Below are 14,755 nucleotides of genomic sequence, written 5' to 3' on the forward strand. Positions count from 1 at the left end.
ATCGTCACCGCGCCCACCAATGGCGCGGCGGGCGTGGTGCCCGCTGTGCTGCGCTATTACCGCGATTTCTGGCCCGAGGCGAACCGGGCGGGCATGCATGACTTCCTGCTGGCAGCCAGCGCCATCGGCGTGCTGACCAAGCTCAACGCCTCGATCTCCGGCGCGGAAGTGGGCTGTCAGGGCGAGGTCGGCACGGCCAGCGCCATGGCGGCGGCGGGCATGGCGACCGTCATGGGCGCCAGCAACCAGCAGGCCGAAAACGCCGCCGAAATCGCCATGGAGCATCACCTCGGCATGACCTGCGATCCCATCGCCGGGCTGGTGCAGGTGCCCTGCATCGAGCGCAACGCCTTCGGCGCGGTGAAAGCCATCAATGCCGCCTCGCTCTCGCTGCGGGGCGATGGCAAGCATATCGTCTCGCTCGATCAGGTGATCGAGACCATGATGCGCACCGGCAGCGACATGCATGCCAAATACAAGGAAACCTCTCAGGGTGGCCTTGCCGTGAATTTCCCCGAATGCTGATGGAATTGATCATGACGGAAGACGAAATCTATCGCGACTTCGAGCAGCGCGGCGTGGCTCTGGACAAGCTGGAGCATCCGGCGGTCTTCACCGTCGAGGAAAGCGCGGCGATCCATGAAGCCCTGCCCGGCGCCCACACCAAGAACCTGTTCCTGAAGGACAAGAGCGGCCATTTCTGGCTGATCGTGCTGCCCAGCGAGCGCCGCGCCGATCTGAAAGCCTTCGCGCAGGTGCTGGGAGCAGGCAAGTTCTCCTTCGGCAAGGCGGACGATATGGAGCGCCTGCTGGGCGTGACGCCCGGCGCGGTGACGCCGCTGGCCGTGGTCAACGCCGCGCCGGAAAGCGTGAGCCTGGTCTTCGACGAAAGCTTCAGGGATGCGGCGCGGATCGCCGTCCACCCGCTGCGCAACACGGCGACCATCGCCGTGCCCTTCTACGATCTGATCGCCTTTCTGGGTGAGAAAGGTCACGCATCGCGGATCGTGAGCCTGCCGGAACCGGTGGTGGTCTGACAGGCCCGCGGCTGCCTGACGGGCCTGGGGCGGGCAGCGTCAGGTGCCGGAGCGGGGGCTTCCGGTCTCCGCTCCGGATTGAAGAAGAAGGCAATGGGAGGGCCATCGCCCTCGCGCTCCCTTTACTGTCTACCTTGCGCCTCGGGTTCGGCCAAGGCGCATAGCTTGCAGCGCCGCAGGCTTTAAGCCCTTGCACAGCGCTGGATCATGGAAACTGCCTGCGGTGTTTTTTTGGTGTGCAGGTGGAGAGCCGTAGCGCCTGGTTTCGGCGCCACTGCCGTGGCGTCGGAAGACGTCATGGGAGCGCGAGGGGGTAACCCCCTCGCACCTTCCCTTCCTCCTTTAAAACCCTCACCCATAAACCCGTTGCCCGGCCAGTTCCCCCACAGCCGCCTGAGGCTGATCCCGGCGATGCGCCGTGGGCGGCACGCCGTGGCGCAGCTTGTAGATGCGTGAGAAGTGGGCGCAGTCGGCAAAGCCGGCCTCTTGCGCGATGGCGGTGATCGAGCGGGTGGTGGTGGCCAGCAGCCATGAGGCGTAGCGCAGGCGGATATCGCGATAGACGGCGGCGGGGCCGGTGCCGACCGTATCGTGAAACAGGCGCTCCAGCTGCCGCTTGGACATGCTGAGCTGGGCGGACAGCGCCTCGATCGAGACGGGATCGGCCATGTTCTGCTCCATCAGCAGCATGGCGCGGGCGATCTTGCCCTTGGCGGCATCGGCCACGATGGGGGGGTGGGGCTGGCTTTCATTGCCCCGCCGCGAACGGTCGAACATCAGCACCTGGCTGGCCTTTTGCGCGGCGGAACGGCCAAGATGCGCCTCGATCAGATGCGCGGCCAGATCGGCGGTGCCCGCGCCGCCCGCGCAGGTGATGCGCTTGCCATCGGCCATGAACAGGCGGTCGGCCACGGCCATATGGTCGGGGAATTCCTCGATAAAGTCCTGATGGTGATACCAGCTGATGCAGCAGCGCCGCCCGCGCATCAGGCCAAGACGGCACAGGATGAACGTGCCGGTGCAGAGCCCCACCAGCGTGACGCCCGCCTGAGCGCCGCGCAGCACGAAGCTGGCGGCCTCGTCGCCGATGGGGTTTTCGGTGCGCAGCAAACCGCCCACCACCACGATATAGTCATATTGCGCGGGATCGCCGAAGCCCGCCGTGGCGCTGACATCCAGCCCGCAGCTGGAGCGGATGCTGCGCTGCCCCGCCGACAGCACCGACCAGCGGGCGTTGCGCTGGCGGCTGCCGTCGCCCTCGTCGGCGGCGAGGCGGATATGGTCGATGAACAGCGAAAAGGCTGAAAGCGTGAAGTTTTCCGCCAGCACGATGGCCACATTGAGGCTGGCCCGCCCGGCCATGCCCCGCGCGGCATCGCCCGGCGTCATGCCGCGATGGCCATGTGGTGCGCCGGACGTTTCAAGGGGGATGCGGCTGCCTGCATGTCGATCCTGCTTTCAGAAGATTTGCGACAGGAGAGATACAAGGAAAATGGGCGGAAATAGGTTTGTATGTTCGCGCATGAACATCGGAATAGCGTGACTGTTACGAGTCGGCTGCTTGGGCGCATGATCCTTCCCGAAGCCGAATCACAATCGGCCCAAGGAAGAGGAGAGGCGCCATGACCGATGCGGCCAGATGGGCAAAACACGCGAGGCAGGACTCCCGATAACAGCGGTCGCCACGCTGCCGCAGGGCAGTCGAAACGATCTTTGTGGCCGAGCAGGCGCGCCCTTCGCGCCGCTTTGCCTTTCATGACGCTGGCGCGGTTCCGGCTCGGACCGGTTGCGCGTGCCGCAGAGCGTCGTTCCCACCGATCGGAGGCCTGTTTCATGGTCGAGATATCCCCCTCAGGGGGCAGCGGTTCCCAGTTAAGCACCGGCTTCAAGCAGCGCCATGTCTCGATGATCTCGATTGCGGGCATCATCGGGGCGGGGCTGTTCGTCGCCTCGGGCCATGCCATCGCCAGCGCCGGCCCGGCCACGATCCTGGCCTATGCCTCGACCGGCGTGCTGGTCATCATGATCATGCGGATGCTGGGCGAAATGGCGGTCGCCTCGCCGGACACCGGCTCGTTTTCCACCTATGCCGAGCGGGCCATCGGCCCCTGGGCCGGTTTCACGATCGGCTGGCTCTACTGGTGGTTCTGGGTGCTGCTGATCCCATGGGAGGCGCTGGCGGGGGGCGCCATTCTCAATTCCTATGTCCCCTCCATTCCTATCTGGCAGTTCGCCTTCGGCATGACGGCCTTGCTCACGCTCACCAACCTGCTCAGCGTGGGCAAATATGGCGAGTTCGAGTTCTGGTTCGCCATGATCAAGGTGGTCGCCATTCTGGCCTTCATCGCTTTCGGTTTCTGCGCCATTATGGGCCTGATCCCCGGCTTTCATGCCGCGGGCGTGGTGGCGCTGACGGCGCGGCACGGCGGCTTCATGCCCAATGGTTTCGGCGCGGTGGTCGGCGCGCTGCTGACGACCATGTTCAGCTTCATCGGCACCGAGGCGGTGACCATTGCGGCGGCGGAATCCGCCAATCCGGAAAAGCAGATCGCCAGCGCCACGCGTTCGGTGATCTGGCGCATCTGCATTTTCTATCTGGGGTCGATCCTCATCGTCATCTCGGTGGTGCCGTGGAACGATCCGCTGCTGCCCACCCATGGCGCCTATCAGCGCACGCTGGAGGTGCTGGGCATCGGCAACGCCAAGCTGCTGATCGATGGGGTGATCGTCGCCTCGGTGGCAAGCTGCCTCAATTCGGCGATCTACATCTCCTCGCGCATGCTGTTTTCGCTCAGCCATCGCGGGGATGCGCCAAAGCGCGTCGGGCGTACCTCGGGCGGCGGCGTGCCGCGCGCGGCGGTGATCGCCAGCACGCTGGTCGGTCTGGCGACCACGGCGATCAACTTTCTGGCCCCGGCCTCCGTGTTCAACTTCCTGATCGCCACCTCCGGCGCGATTGCCCTGCTGGTCTATCTGGTGATCGCCGTCAGCCAGCTGCGCGGGCGCCGCGCATTGCTGCGCCGGGGCGGGCCCATCGTCTGCCGGATGTGGTTCTATCCCTATCTGACCTGGGCGACGATCCTGTTCATCTGCGGCGCGCTCATCACCATGGCCTTCCTGCCCGAGCATCGCGGAGAGATCGCCGCGACGGGCACGCTGACCCTGGCGATCATCATCATCGGCATCGTCAGGCAGCACCGGGCCGTCGTGCCTGCCGCCGCCAAGCCGCTGCCGGTGGTTTAGGACACCTCGCCGAGCGCCTCCAGATAGGCGTTCAGCACCTTGTTGCGATGCGCCACCTCACGCGTGACGGCGGAGAAATGGCGGGTGAAGCCGAAGGCCTGAGGCAGCAGCTGCCGCATCGCGCCTTTCTCGCGCCAGCGCTCGGCATAATTGACCGGGAGATAGCCGATGAAATGCCCGGTCATGATGAGGAAGGCCACCCCTTCGGTATCGCCGACCCGCGCCGCCAGCTCATGCCGGCGATAGGTCGCGGCGATCCGCTCGGGCAGGGGATAGTTGAGCCCCACGCAATCCATCCGCTCGATCTCGTCGCGGGACAGTTCGGTATCGGGCCGCGCGAAAGCCGGATGATGCTGGCCGCAATAGAGACCCGAGGGTTCGTCGTAGAGATGGATATAGTCCAGCCCGTCGAGCTTCTGCTCCTGCGGAATGACGCCGACATCGATGCCGCCGTTGAGGATGGCTTTCTCGATCTCATTGGCGGGCAGGGTGGTGATGTCGATCCGCACCTGAGGCGCGGCGCTGCGAAACAGCCGCAGCGAGTTGACGATGTTCATTTCGGGAATGCAGATCAGATTGTCGGTGATGCCCAGCCGCAAGGTGCCGCGCGGCGAGCTGTGCAGTTCGGCGATGCTGCTCTGAAAGGCATCGAGCTGGGCGAAGAGCCGCAGGGTCTGCTCATGCACGCTGACGCCGGCCTCGGTCAGGGAAAAGCCGGCGCGCCCACGGTGGCACAGCCGCAGCCCCATGCGCTGTTCCAGATCGGCGATGCTGGTGCTGACCACCGACCGGGTGACGTTCAGCTCCACCGCCGCCGCCGCAAAACCGCCCGCCGCCACCACCGCGCGAAAGACCCGCAGCAGGCGAATGTCAAAATCGGAGGTGTTGCCGATCAGGTGGATCTTCGTCTTGGGCAAGATGGAAACTCCCTGTCATGGCACAGCATCCGCAAGATGATCCCTATGCGGCTGTCTGGAGTTTTGTCGAGAGGCCGCGGTCGATCCCGAATTTGATCTTTCCAATGTGAACATTGGTAAATCAGAACTTTACGTCATTCACCCCCTATTTCATCATCGGCATCAGGACCAACCAGATTTGGCCAGCTCTTTGGAGAGGACATATGACCTATCTTGTCCAGACCGCGCCCGAAGCGGTTTTTATGATGCGCCCCGGCCCTGTCCGTTGCGACCGCCCCGCCGATAAAAGGCGGCCCGACCGCAATCCGCAGACGCCTGAAGGCCTGAAGGTTCTGGTGCAGGCGCTGGCCGGCCGGATCTAGCGGCGGCGCGCTCTTTCGCTTCGGTGGCGTCAACGTTCTGCGCTTCGGCTTGGGGAATCCGGCATGGGGAGGGCTTGAAGAACAAGGCAAACGGAGCAGGACAGTGAGCGATCGCGAATGGATGGCCTATGATGTCGTCATCGTGCGCTGTGGCCCGGCGGGCCTGTCGGCGGCGATCCGGCTCAAGCAGCTGGCCCGCGATGCCGGGCGCGAGATCACCGTCGGTCTTCAGCCTGTGCCCTTCGATGAGCGCTGGTGGGGGACGACCTTCTTCAACTCGCTCGGCTTCGTTTATGGCATGGAGGAGGTCTACGATGTTGGCGTCACTGTATCGCATAAACAGAAGAACCTTGCGCTTGATTTCGGTTATTTTCCGACCACGGCGCCCAATGCCTTCGGCATCAGCAAGGACAGTGCATGTTACACGATCAACTCCATCAAAGGGGACTCCTATGCTCCCAATGCGACGCAAAGCGCCGAGCGCAACATGGTCGTGGGCCGCGCGCAGTATACAGTGCCGATGACGGGCAAAGCCAAGTTGACCTTGAATGGATCAGCATGGATCTCCGCCATCCACAATTATGACACCGGGCGCGACGGATATCGCCATTCATTTGCTTTAAGTGGCAAGCTTGAGGTCGGTCCGTGGCATCTGCGAATGCTTGCCGCGCGTCAGGATATCGATCCCCGGAACGGTGGGCGCGACGATCTCATCACGGTTGGCGATTACGATTCATCCTTCAACATCGCCACGAAGGGCGCCTTGTTGCAGAGCGAACTGGGCCGCAAGATCGATATGGGGCGCCTTCCGGTCACGCTTACAGCCTATGCCAATTATGGCCGGTTCGTAAAGAGTGCGCCCGGCTTTGACGACAGCGAGCGTCTCACCCTAGGCGGGTTCTGGACTGACAAGGCAAGCGGACGCCTGCGCGTCTGGATCGAGATGATTTTCGGGCGCAATGATCCCTATGTTGGTGCGGGCCAGTTTATTTCAGGCGCAGCGCAAGGAGGGGATGGCAAGATCAAGACATCCATGCTGATTCTTGTGGGATATTACTTTTAGAAATTTGGTCGGTTATTTGTCTGGCCCAAGGATATGAAATGATCTCCTTGCGGCTGTTGCACCACCTTTCGACCGAGGGGGAAGGTGGCCTTTGGCCTGGCGATTTGACGCGATGGGTCAGCACGGAATCGCCGGGTCAATCTTATTCAGCCGCCTCTCTGGTCAAAAACTGAGTCATCTTGAATCCGGCTGGATAAGCCGCTTTCCCGATTCGGGATTCCGCTCAATTCAATGGCGGAAAATACGTGACCCAATTGCCGTTTCGCCCCAGTGGAAAGCCTATAAAATGATGGGCTAATGCTGGATCGTCAGCAAAATTCGGCCTGAACGGTGTGTGGATTTTTCCTGCCGCCTTTCACGCCGGGCGGGATAGAATTTTCTTATAAAATAGCAACTTGTTATAAAAGCCAGATCAATCACGGCTTCTGCTATTCGGTCTCGGGGTAAATGGGATGGCTTATCTCAAGGCAATCGTGTCGGCCTTTGGCCTTTTCATGCTTTTTGTGGAGCCTGTTCACGCAGATCCATTTACCCAGCAGCAAGGGCAAGGGCGGGTGATTGTGAGCGGCATTTTCACGCAAAGTCCGAAAGGATTTGACGCAAATGGCAACACAGCTCCGATCCAGGAATATGACCAGAATCAGTTCTATATTATGGGCGAATATGGGGTAACGGATAATCTTACCGTTCTGGTGACGCCAAGCCTTGGCAACGTCAGTCTTAAAGGCGGCAATGATTCCAGCGGCCTTGGCTATACCGATGTCGGTGGACGGTATCGACTGGCCAAGAGCGATCACTGGATCTTGTCGGTGCAAGGACTGGTGAGAATACCGGGAACCGCACGCAACTATCCGGCGCCTCAGGTCAATGACAAAAACATGCAATATGATCTTCGCGCGTCGGGCGGTTATATGGCGGGGTCTGCCTTTGTCACGCTCGATACCGGATATCGGTTGCGTGCGGGCGATCCGCCCAATGAGTTCCATATCGACGCCACGGTGGGAGCCCATGTCGCGCCGCGCCTGATGCTGCTCGCCTCCGCTTACACAACGGTGTCGGATGGTCGCGGGCGGGGTGTCTTCAACCAGTCTTATCGTTACACCGATGTCTATGCCAGCGTTGTTTACGATCTGACTCCAAGAATTTCTCTACAGGCTGGATACACTGGCACCGTTTCTGGAAGAAATTCACTGCGACAACGTGGTCCGGTGGTTGGTTTTTGGTACAAATTCTGAGGCAAGGCTATGGAAGGTGCCGGGTGCAGCATCGTCCACCGTTTGACGGAACGCCTGAACTTGCGGGGGAGCGCCATGGCGACAAGGATGAGCAAACGCGAAAAGACCGTGCTGATCACTGGAGGAGCCGGTTTTCTGGGCTCGCATCTGGCTGAACGGCTGCTCGGTCAGGGGCATCAGGTGTACTGTCTGGACAATTTCCAGTCCGGTCGCCGCGCCAATCTGGCGCCTTTGCTGCGCAGCAACCGGTTGACGATCGTGACGCATGATCTCGTCCATCCCTTGCCGGATTTGCCGCGTTTCGACGAGATCTACAATCTGGCCTGTCCCGCTTCGCCTGTCCATTATCAGGAAGATCCGGTGGCGACGATGAAGGTTTGCTCGCTTGGCGTGCTGAACATGCTGGAGCGTGCCGCGCGCGACAATGCGCGGGTGTTTCACACCTCGACCTCGGAGATCTACGGCGATCCGGAGGTCCATCCGCAGCATGAATCCTATCATGGGAATGTCAACACCATCGGCCCGCGCTCCTGCTATGACGAGGGGAAGCGCTTCGCTGAAACCCTGCTGATGGAATATGCTGCCCAATCCGGGCTGAATGTCAGGCTCGTGCGCATTTTCAACACCTATGGGCCGCGCATGCAGCCCGATGATGGGCGCGTGGTGTCCAATTTTATCGTCCAGGCGCTGCGTGGTGAGAAAATCACCATTTATGGCGATGGCAGCCAGACACGGTCCTTCTGTTATGTCGATGATCTGATCGACGGGATTCAACTTTTGATGGCCGCCGATGACAATGCTTCCGGGCCCATGAATATCGGAAATCCCGGAGAATATACGGTTGGTGAGCTGGCGACTCTGATCGTGAAGATGGTCGGGTCGGGATCTTCCATCGCCTACAAGCCCTTGCCGATTGATGACCCGCGTCGCCGCCGCCCGGATATTTCGCGTGCGCAGGCTCTGCTGGGCTGGTCGCCGAAGGTGGATCTGGTGAGCGGTCTGGAAAAGACCATCAGCTATTTCCGCAGACAGCTTGATGAGGCGATCCCGCCGGACTTTCTGGCGGTCATGCCGTCCCATGTGGGACGCCATATGGCGATGTGATGCAAGTGTGGGATGGGCGCATGGCTTGTGCCTGTGTCAGGAGTGGGTGTCATGAGCATGATTAATCTGGTTCTGATAGTGTTGTTTATCATTGCTCAGCTGGCTTACTTCTGCACCATGATGATCGAGCTTTATTTCATCACTCGCCCGATCAATCGTGTCGATATGGAAGAGCTGCAGGATGTCGCGCAGGACGATTATCCCGATATCGTCCTGTTCTACCCGGTTCTGCGCGAACTTGAATCGACGATGCGCACCACCTTCGTATCTCTGGCCAATCTTCACTATCCGACGGACAAATTCAGGATCATCGCCATCCCCAATGACAATGACCTGCCAACCGTCGAGAGCCTGCAACGACTGGCCGGGGAGTTTCCCTTCCTTAGCGTGATGCCGGTGCCGCCGACAAGCGATCCGCGCTGGAATGTCGTGTGGGATGACTGGCAGGCGAATGAGAAGGCCTATTGGTTCCACAAGGGGCCGCGCGCCGGTGTCCGCGATCTTCCCCCCAAGAAGACGCGCCAACTGATCTATGCCTTCTACACGACCTATGCCAACAATCCGTTCAAAGGCGATTTTCTGGTCGATTACATCGATGCCGACAGCGCTCCGCCCGCCAATCACTTTCAGGCCGCGGCTGTCGGCATGCGGCATTTCGATGTGCTGCAGGCCAGCAACATCGCGGGCAATCTGCTGGATACGATGCCCGCCAGTTGGTTCGCCTTCGATCACCTCTGCTGGGATGCCAACAAATATGGCCACCTGACCGCCAACGGTCATCATCCCTATTGGGTTCTGGGCAAGGGCCTGTTTTTCAAGGCCTCCGATCTGAAGGAGCTGGGCGGCTTCCACCCGTGGATGACCATTGAGGACCCGGAAGTCGGCATGCGCTTCTGGAAAAATGGCAAGACGCTGGGGCTGATCGAGGCGCCGCTGGTCGAGGAAGTGCCGGAAACGCTGAGCAATGGCATCACGCAGCGCAAGCGCTGGGTCGCAGGCTTCTTTCAGTCGCTCGATACGCCGCTCAAGGAGATGGGCTTCAGCCGGTTCGAGCGCTTCAAGGCCTGGCTCAACTTCCTGCCCTGCCTGTCCTTCTGGTTCAATTCGGTGGGCATTCCCATCGGCATCTGGGCGCTGGTCGAATGGGCGAAGGGCACCAGTCCCTTGCCGCACTGGACGGTCTATCTCTCCGCTTTCAATGTGCTGTGTTTCGCGCTGCTGCTGTTGGGGCAATATGTCATCACCTGGCGGCGGACGGCGCTGGTCCTGCCTTCGCGGCTCAAGCGGCTGTGGTATCTGATCCGGGTCAATCCCATCTCGCTGATGATCTTCTGGCTGGTCTGGATGATCCCGCTCTGGAAGGGCTGGCGCATGTACCGCAAGGACGCCGGGCTGGTGTGGGAGCGCACGATCAAGATCAACGCCAACAATGATATCGTACGCGACATCGTCGCATCGGAACACGTGGCATCGAGCGCGCCAGCGCAAGCACGATAAGTCTGGGAGGGCTATTTCATGGAAAAGCATGTGCTTGTCACCGGCGGAGCGGGCTTTATAGGCTCTCACCTTGTCGATCTGCTGCTGGAGCGTGGCTTTCGCGTCACCGTCTTCGATGCGCTGCTGCCGCAGGTGCATGGCGATGCGCAATGCGATGCCGATGGCTGGCCGATCTACCTCAATCCGGCGGCAGGGCGCATCCATGCCAATCTGCTCGACGATGGCGCGTTTGAAGCGGCGCTCGATGGGGTGACGCATCTTGTCCATCTGGCCGCCTCGGTGGGGGTCGGGCAGAGCATGACCAACATTGTCGATTATACGCGCAACAATGTGATGTGCGCGGCGATGATGCTGGAGGTTCTGTCCAAGGGCAAGCACACGGTGGAGCGCATGGCGGTGGCCTCCTCCATGTCGATTTATGGCGAAGGCGAATATGCCGATGTTCAGGGCCATCGCGTCATCCCGCAGACGCGCACGCGTGCGCAGTTGCAGCAGCGCCAATGGGATGTGACGGGGCCGGACGGCCAAAGGCTGATCCCGATCCCCACGCGCGAAACAAAATTGCTGCGACCGACCTCGATCTATGCGGTGAACAAACGCGATCACGAGGAGATGTTCCTGGCGGTTGGCCGGGCGCTGGATATTCCCACGGTCGCTCTGCGTCTGTTCAACGCCTATGGCTCGCGGCAGGCGCTCAGCAATCCCTACACCGGCGTGGCGGCGATCTTCATCTCACGCCTGCTGAACGATAGCGCCCCGCTGGTCTTCGAGGATGGCGAGCAGATGCGCGATTTCGTCCATGTGCGCGATGTCGCCCATGCCTTCGCCACCGTGCTGGAAAGCGACAAGCCCCTGTGGGATGTATTCAATGTCGGCAGCGATCATCCGATCGCCATCCATGATATGGCCTGCGTGCTGGCGCGCCTGCTGCACAAGAACATCGCGCCGCAGATTCTGCATGAATATCGCGTCGGTGACATTCGCCACTGCTTCGGCGATATCTCGAAATTGCGCGACACATTCGGTGTGACCCCGCAGGTCGATTTCGAGGCGGGCATGGCGGAGCTGATCGACTGGGTGAAATCAGCCGAAAAGCCGGTCGATAAATCCGAAAAGAGCCTGTCGGAACTGCGCGAGAAAGGTCTGGTTCTTTAACCGTCAGGCGCGCTGGATGCGCATGGCGTCGTTCAGCACCACCTGCATCCTCTTGGGCTTCATATCTGCGTCGAAGGGCAGGCCGCGGTTCAGCCTTTTGCCGTCGATGGGGGCGTGAGAGACAGCGGCCAGCGTATCGGGCGCGTTTTCCTGCAGCCAGCTGTGCCGGTCGCTCAGGCCCCAGGTCACGATGCTTTCCACAGCGGGTTGGTCCATCGCCACATCGAGGAAGGACTGGGTGTGATCCGCCACGGCGGCATCACGTTCGGCCAGAGGGCGGTGGCGGTCAGCCTCGATCGCATCGAGTTCGGTGACGGCCAGCTTCACGCCCGTATCCGCCAGATCAGCCATGAACCGCGCGAGCCTCGCCTGCGGGATCGCCCCCTTGGCCAGTTCGAGATGGCCCTGTAGCCCGACGCTGTGCAGCGGAATGCCGCGCGCCTTCAAGTTTTCGACCAGCCGAAGCAAGGCGTTGCGCCGCGCTTCATCCACCGGATTGTCATAGCAGAGAGCGTAGTCGTTGATCATCAGCCGGGCCTGCGGATCGAGGCCATTGGCCGTCAGCAGCGCCATGGCGACATAATCCTTGCCATAGGCCCGCTGAAAGCTGGTGCGGCGCAGGCCGTTCTCGCCATCCTCGGTATCGATCATCTCATTGACGACGATCCAGTCGGCAATGCGGCCGCTGTAGCGCGGCAGCAGATCGGCGAAATGCCGTGTCACCGTGCGCCAGTCGCGCTTTTCCAGCATTTCGGCGCGGGCCCAGTCCGGGGTCATCTTTTCCCAGATCAGCGCGTGGCCGCGCACCGCCATGCCGTGGGTTTCGGCAAAATTCACGATGGCATCATAATTGCCGTACCACGGCTCACCCTTGCGCCATTCCACCGCGCTCCACTGGCCGTGATATTCAGGCACAAGAATGTCGCAGCGCCTGATGGCGGTGAGCAGGGGCGTGTCATCGACCAACTGGTCGGGGCGCACCGCCGCGCCATAGCGGCGCTGGCCGGCATCGCGCCCATTGTCGCGAGAGAAAGCCGAGGAAGCCATGCTGCTGTCCGAAAAGCGCAGAGCCAGGGGCATCGCGCCGATTGCCGCCAAGGCAGTACGTCTGGAAACAGGTTTGGACAAGGTGGCAAATCCGGCCAGGGCTCAACGGGCCGCCCGGATAGCAGGGCAAGTTTAAGTTGGCCTTAACGGGCGCTGTCCCGCCGCTTCGCAAGGGCAAGGTGATTCGCGGGTGAATCTGCGCGAGGCACGGAGGTGTCGGGCTTGCTCGATGTGCTTAAACGGCTGTCGGGCCTTGTTGTTCCAGTGCCTTTCGTGGCCGCATGGGCTGCGGGTTTGTACCAGGGTGCGCGCCGGCTTGGCGACCCCGCGCCCATGTGCGCCATCTTTTTTGCTGAGGCAGGTTCTGTGTCCTGGGACAAACCTGTGGTCATCCTGGATGGCGACTCTCACCCTGCCGCGCTTGCTGCGACTCGGGGTGCGCGAGATGGCTTTCCGTACGATAACATCGGTCAAGGTGGCAAAGGGGGTTGTTACGTAAGGGTCATAAATAAAAATATGAATAGGTGATAAAATTTGTTCATAAATCTGTCGGAATTTACGTAGGGTATCCCCAAGGTAATACAATTGACCGTCAAAATTGTCGGAAAGCAAGAGAAAGACCTCCGACATGCTCTATTTCTTCGTCAGTCGTGACAATGCGACTGTTGCCCACCAGCGCAGCTTTGGGGGCGCTCCGAGGAGAAGTGAAATGGTGTGTAAAATCCTCTTGGCCGCTACGGCGGTATCGGCTCTGGCTCTCGCTGGCCCGGCATTCGCTCAATCGTCGGGTGCAACCGGCTCGGCTGGCGACCACAATGGCGCGACGACCAGCGTGAGCGTTGATGCAACCGTGCCGGTCAATTCGTACAACACCACGAACACCAACGACAGCACCAACACCAGCAGCACCGACAATTCGAATCATCAGTCGACTCGTTCGACCGCGCTGGGTTCGTACAACACCAACAATTCGACCAATTCGTCGACCAGCACGGACACGCTGGCCTCGAACAACACGTCGAACCGGTCGGATACGGTGGCGTCGAACAACACTTCGAGCCGCAGCGATACGCTCGCTTCGAACAACACCACCAACACCACCTACAACCGCACCACGAATGACACGACGAACACCACGACGAACAAGACCGCCACGGTCGCGTCGAACAACACCAGCACCAGCAACAAGACGGCCACGGTCGATTCCTACAACAGCTCGACCAGCACCGACAATTCGTCGCACACCAACAATCTGGCGCTCAATTCGGGCAACACCAGCGGTTCGTACAACACCGACAGCTCGCAGCGGAACGGCAACTGGCGTCTGGTCGCCACGCAGGATCTGACGGCCACCGCCGCGCCGGTCACCACCAGCGGCCGGACCGTGTCCTTCTCCAGCGGTTCGAACAACATCAACGGCTCGGGCTTCGCCGCCTTTGCCGGCATTCTGAACCAGGCCTGGAGCACGGGCATGGGTTCCAGCACCCAGTCGGCGACCAACATCGCCTCTCAGGGCACGATCAACTTCTGATGATGCAAGATGGTCGGGCCTTCGGGCCCGGCCATTTCCGCCACCTCCGTCAAGGAGACATGCAATGACACTTCGTAACGTGACCCTTGCTCTGGCAGCAGCCGGGATGGGATGCGTCGGAATCGGCTCTGCCTGCGCGACCGCGCCGGAAACGCCGACAGACGCACCGCAGGCCGATGTGTCGCAAACAGCGCAGGCTCCGGCCCTTCAGCTTCCGGTTGCCCGGACTGAGGCCGTCGCAACGCCTGCTGTCGCCGAACCTGCCGGGCTTCAGGGAAAAACGCTGGACAACGCCGCGCTTGGCGATCTTCGCGGCAGTGGCGGCATCGTGGTGGGCAACCAGACGCTGAACGCCATTTCTTCCGGCAACAGCACCATTGGCAATTACACGGCTGGCGCCGTCAACATCTCCCAATCGGCGCTCTCCAATTTCAACGGTCTGGGCAACATCACGATCAACACCGGGGCGATGTCGCAGTTGCAAAGCGCAATGAATGTGACGGTGAACGTCACGCCCTGAGCGGATCGCTGATCCGGCAGAGAGGTTTGGGAGTGTGCGATGAT

14 protein-coding genes are annotated in these 14,755 nt (G+C 61.0%); 11 read left to right on the forward strand and 3 right to left on the reverse strand.

Features of this window, described 5'->3' with window-relative positions; all coding sequences use genetic code 11:
* Both SR3_RS09660 and SR3_RS09665 read left to right on the forward strand, forming a co-directional pair.
* A partial coding sequence (locus SR3_RS09660) for an L-serine ammonia-lyase, iron-sulfur-dependent, subunit alpha (RefSeq protein ID WP_174549140.1) occupies nucleotides 1-525 on the forward strand: 525 nt, incomplete at its 5' end.
* Between the two features lie 11 nt (nucleotides 526-536).
* A complete protein-coding gene (locus tag SR3_RS09665; protein WP_084455319.1) occupies nucleotides 537-1,037 on the forward strand; it encodes a prolyl-tRNA synthetase associated domain-containing protein in 501 nt (166 codons plus the stop codon).
* A gap of 351 nt (nucleotides 1,038-1,388) precedes the next feature.
* Here the strand turns inward: SR3_RS09665 and SR3_RS09670 are convergent, their stop codons facing one another.
* Entirely contained in the window at nucleotides 1,389-2,426 is a 1,038-nt protein-coding gene (locus SR3_RS09670; RefSeq protein WP_068084480.1) for a GlxA family transcriptional regulator, read from the reverse strand.
* 444 nt (nucleotides 2,427-2,870) lie between these two features.
* Between SR3_RS09670 and SR3_RS09675 the strand changes: the two genes are divergently transcribed.
* Entirely contained in the window at nucleotides 2,871-4,280 is a 1,410-nt protein-coding gene (locus SR3_RS09675) for an amino acid permease (protein ID WP_068084483.1), read from the forward strand.
* Here the strand turns inward: SR3_RS09675 and SR3_RS09680 are convergent.
* Nucleotides 4,277-5,197 carry a LysR family transcriptional regulator gene (locus tag SR3_RS09680; RefSeq protein ID WP_084455293.1) on the reverse strand — a complete coding sequence of 307 codons (921 nt, stop codon included), beginning with the start codon at nucleotides 5,195-5,197 and terminating at the stop codon, nucleotides 4,277-4,279. The two genes, SR3_RS09675 and SR3_RS09680, sit on opposite strands and share 4 nt — an antisense overlap.
* 203 nt (nucleotides 5,198-5,400) lie before the next feature.
* Between SR3_RS09680 and SR3_RS31240 the strand changes: the two genes are divergently transcribed.
* The 6 genes from SR3_RS31240 to SR3_RS09705 all read left to right on the forward strand — a co-directional run bounded on the left by SR3_RS31240 (nucleotide 5,401) and on the right by SR3_RS09705 (nucleotide 11,613).
* Nucleotides 5,401-5,559, forward strand: coding sequence for a hypothetical protein (locus SR3_RS31240; protein WP_157098751.1), 159 nt, complete (start codon nucleotides 5,401-5,403; stop codon nucleotides 5,557-5,559).
* A gap of 103 nt (nucleotides 5,560-5,662) precedes the next feature.
* Nucleotides 5,663-6,622, forward strand: a complete 960-nt coding sequence (locus tag SR3_RS09685) for a hypothetical protein (protein WP_068084489.1) — start codon at nucleotides 5,663-5,665, stop codon at nucleotides 6,620-6,622.
* Between the two features lie 452 nt (nucleotides 6,623-7,074).
* Nucleotides 7,075-7,857, forward strand: coding sequence for a transporter (locus SR3_RS09690; RefSeq protein WP_068084492.1), 783 nt, complete (start codon nucleotides 7,075-7,077; stop codon nucleotides 7,855-7,857).
* 87 nt (nucleotides 7,858-7,944) lie between these two features.
* The gene (locus SR3_RS09695) at nucleotides 7,945-8,961 is read left to right on the forward strand and encodes a UDP-glucuronic acid decarboxylase family protein (RefSeq protein WP_245653848.1); all 1,017 of its coding nucleotides are present in this window, start codon (nucleotides 7,945-7,947) and stop codon (nucleotides 8,959-8,961) included.
* Between the two features lie 51 nt (nucleotides 8,962-9,012).
* Entirely contained in the window at nucleotides 9,013-10,458 is a 1,446-nt protein-coding gene (locus SR3_RS09700; protein WP_157098753.1) for a glycosyltransferase, read from the forward strand.
* Between the two features lie 18 nt (nucleotides 10,459-10,476).
* The gene (locus SR3_RS09705) at nucleotides 10,477-11,613 is read left to right on the forward strand and encodes an NAD-dependent epimerase/dehydratase family protein (protein ID WP_068084495.1); all 1,137 of its coding nucleotides are present in this window, start codon (nucleotides 10,477-10,479) and stop codon (nucleotides 11,611-11,613) included.
* A 3-nt stretch (nucleotides 11,614-11,616) separates the two neighbouring features.
* Here SR3_RS09705 and SR3_RS09710 read toward each other — a convergent pair whose 3' ends face one another.
* Nucleotides 11,617-12,660 carry an endo-1,4-beta-xylanase gene (locus tag SR3_RS09710; RefSeq protein WP_169805600.1) on the reverse strand — a complete coding sequence of 348 codons (1,044 nt, stop codon included), beginning with the start codon at nucleotides 12,658-12,660 and terminating at the stop codon, nucleotides 11,617-11,619.
* 832 nt (nucleotides 12,661-13,492) lie between these two features.
* On the opposite strand from SR3_RS09710, the gene SR3_RS09715 reads away from it, so the two are divergent.
* The gene (locus SR3_RS09715; RefSeq protein ID WP_068084500.1) at nucleotides 13,493-14,191 is read left to right on the forward strand and encodes a hypothetical protein; all 699 of its coding nucleotides are present in this window, start codon (nucleotides 13,493-13,495) and stop codon (nucleotides 14,189-14,191) included.
* 64 nt (nucleotides 14,192-14,255) lie between these two features.
* Nucleotides 14,256-14,711, forward strand: a complete 456-nt coding sequence (locus tag SR3_RS09720; protein ID WP_157098755.1) for a hypothetical protein — start codon at nucleotides 14,256-14,258, stop codon at nucleotides 14,709-14,711.
* Nucleotides 14,712-14,755 lie beyond the last annotated feature (44 nt).

Origin of the sequence: Novosphingobium rosa NBRC 15208, from assembly GCF_001598555.1 — a bacterium.
Taxonomy (GTDB): domain Bacteria; phylum Pseudomonadota; class Alphaproteobacteria; order Sphingomonadales; family Sphingomonadaceae; genus Novosphingobium; species Novosphingobium rosa.

Excerpts from the sequence above, each read along its gene's own strand:
- SR3_RS09690 (WP_068084492.1), top strand. The coding sequence starts at position 7,075 with ATGGCTTATCTCAAGGCAATCGTGTCGGCCTTTGGCCTTTTCATGCTT.
- SR3_RS31240 (WP_157098751.1), top strand. The coding sequence starts at position 5,401 with ATGACCTATCTTGTCCAGACCGCGCCCGAAGCGGTTTTTATGATGCGC.
- SR3_RS09665 (WP_084455319.1), top strand. The coding sequence starts at position 537 with ATGACGGAAGACGAAATCTATCGCGACTTCGAGCAGCGCGGCGTGGCT.
- SR3_RS09705 (WP_068084495.1), top strand. The coding sequence starts at position 10,477 with ATGGAAAAGCATGTGCTTGTCACCGGCGGAGCGGGCTTTATAGGCTCT.
- SR3_RS09700 (WP_157098753.1), top strand. The coding sequence starts at position 9,013 with ATGAGCATGATTAATCTGGTTCTGATAGTGTTGTTTATCATTGCTCAG.
- SR3_RS09670 (WP_068084480.1), bottom strand. The coding sequence starts at position 2,426 with ATGACGCCGGGCGATGCCGCGCGGGGCATGGCCGGGCGGGCCAGCCTC.
- SR3_RS09710 (WP_169805600.1), bottom strand. The coding sequence starts at position 12,660 with ATGGCTTCCTCGGCTTTCTCTCGCGACAATGGGCGCGATGCCGGCCAG.
- SR3_RS09675 (WP_068084483.1), top strand. The coding sequence starts at position 2,871 with ATGGTCGAGATATCCCCCTCAGGGGGCAGCGGTTCCCAGTTAAGCACC.
- SR3_RS09695 (WP_245653848.1), top strand. The coding sequence starts at position 7,945 with ATGAGCAAACGCGAAAAGACCGTGCTGATCACTGGAGGAGCCGGTTTT.
- SR3_RS09720 (WP_157098755.1), top strand. The coding sequence starts at position 14,256 with ATGACACTTCGTAACGTGACCCTTGCTCTGGCAGCAGCCGGGATGGGA.